The organism is Mesorhizobium sp. M7A.F.Ca.CA.002.09.1.1, assembly GCF_003998555.1.
In the GTDB taxonomy this organism is placed as follows: Bacteria; Pseudomonadota; Alphaproteobacteria; order Rhizobiales; family Rhizobiaceae; genus Mesorhizobium; species Mesorhizobium ciceri.
Window position 1 is genome coordinate 1 of the sequence record NZ_RZRR01001040.1, and the last position, 1739, is coordinate 1739.

2 protein-coding genes are annotated in these 1739 nt (G+C 62.3%); both read right to left on the reverse strand.

Annotated features, from left to right (window positions below):
* Positions 1-457: thiosulfate oxidation carrier protein SoxY (locus tag EN994_RS29930; RefSeq protein WP_281060215.1), on the reverse strand; the 457-nt coding region annotated here is incomplete at its 3' end.
* A gap of 118 nt (positions 458-575) precedes the next feature.
* Positions 576-1538: a quinoprotein relay system zinc metallohydrolase 2 gene (locus EN994_RS29935; RefSeq protein WP_027162621.1), complete on the reverse strand. Its 963-nt coding sequence runs from the start codon at positions 1536-1538 to the stop codon at positions 576-578.
* Positions 1539-1739: the final 201 nt, after the last annotated feature.

Sequence of the window (1739 nt, forward strand, 5' to 3'; positions counted from 1 at the left end):
CCATATGGAGTTGACCACCCTGCGTCTCAGCGATGGCGCGCAGATAGGAATAGTCGTTGACGCGCACGCGCGTCGACAGATGCGTCACGCCGGCATCCTTGCCGAGCTGGAACGTTGCCGCCACCGGTGCAGGGTTCGCATCGATGATCAAGGTAACGGATTTGATGCCGTCTGGCGCCTTGGCTGGATCGAGATAGATATCGACGGGCACGATGGCGGCATCCTGCGCCCGCTTCGGTGCTTCGATCCGGACGACGCCGGTATCGACCAGAATTGCCCGATCGCCGAACACGTCGCCCTTCAAGTCATGCCAGATTCTATCCGAGGACGCGGTTGTTTGCTGTGCGTTGGCGGCTCCCGAGGAGCCGAGCAACGTGCCGATGGTCAAGATGATCGCGGTGAAAACGGATGCGAGCGGCAAGGCGAGCTGCCGGCTCGAGTAAGCTTGATTTTGCATTTCGATGCCTCCACCAATGCAAGAGAGGTGGTGCCCAGGCTGGCGTTGAGGATAAGCCTTTGGCGACGCCTTGGCAAATCGCCGTGCTTTACGGCCGCCTGGCGCATGTCGGCGTCGTCTATTCCCATTCGAGTTCGGCAAATGCGGCCGTTGCGTTGCGCTCGTTGTAATCGTCGAACAGGTGCCAATTGTCCCGTTCGCTTCCGCCTGCGGTTTTGACTGCTTCGCGCAGCGGCGTTCCGTCGGCGATCGCCTTGCGGATATCGCGCGCCAGAACCTCGAAATAGCGTCGCTCCCCCGCCAGTGCCTGTGGCCAGTCGGCCGTTACAGGACCATGACCTGGAACGACGCGCGCGGCGTCGATCGCGGTGAGTGCATCCATCTGGCGGAGCCATCCAAGCAGTGATCCGTCGAGCGTCGGCAAGGAGCCCATGAACACCAGATCGCCGGCAAAGAGCGTTCTGGTCGTGGTATCGAATACGGTCAGGTCGTTGTCGGTGTGCGCCGCCTTCCATGCCCGCAGTTCGATCGTGCGCCCGCCGAGGTCGAGTTGCAGGTGATCGTCGACCAGCCTGGTCGGCGACACGATCTCGACCCCCTCCATCAGCGCCTCGCCAAGCTGTTCGCGATAGTTGTGCAGATAGAACGCGCCACGCGCGTCGAGGGCGCGCGGCAGATTGCGGTGACCGACGATGGTCGCGCCGATCTCCCGGAATGCCGCATTGCCGAAGATGTGGTCGGGGTGCATGTGGGTGTTGACCAGGAAGCGAACCGGCTTTGCGGTTACCTTTCCGATCGCGGCGAGAAAGGCGTGCGCCTCGATCAGGCTGCCACCGCTGTCGATGACGGCAACCGCATCGGTACCGATGACGGCGCCCAGATTGCAGATCGCACCGTCGTTGGCGGCGGTCATCAATTCATCCGTGCCCTGGAAGGCGAAGACGCCGTCGGCGATCTGCCTGAGCGAGAATCCCAGGTTGCCAGCCGCGGCTCGTCCGAGGCAGCACGGCATCAAGGCGGCGCTGGCGGCGGTACAGGCGAAGCCACTCACAAGCCTGCGTCTTAGCCGATCGATCGACATGAAGGCCTCCGATATGCATTTCACCTGCAGGCGATCAGGTGACGTCCGGAAATCTATGATGGAACGACCGCAGAAGGTCGCTCATCACCTGCGAATTGCGATGTTGCCGTGGCAACCGTACGTCGAACACGCCGAGCACATGGGTTGGCCGCGGCGCGAGCACGATGATGCGGTCCGAGAGCATCAGTGCCTCGCGTAGAT

What these genes read in the sequence shown, in the direction of transcription:
- EN994_RS29935 (WP_027162621.1), bottom strand. Translation starts at nt 1,538, where the DNA reads ATGTCGATCGATCGGCTAAGACGCAGGCTTGTGAGTGGCTTCGCCTGT.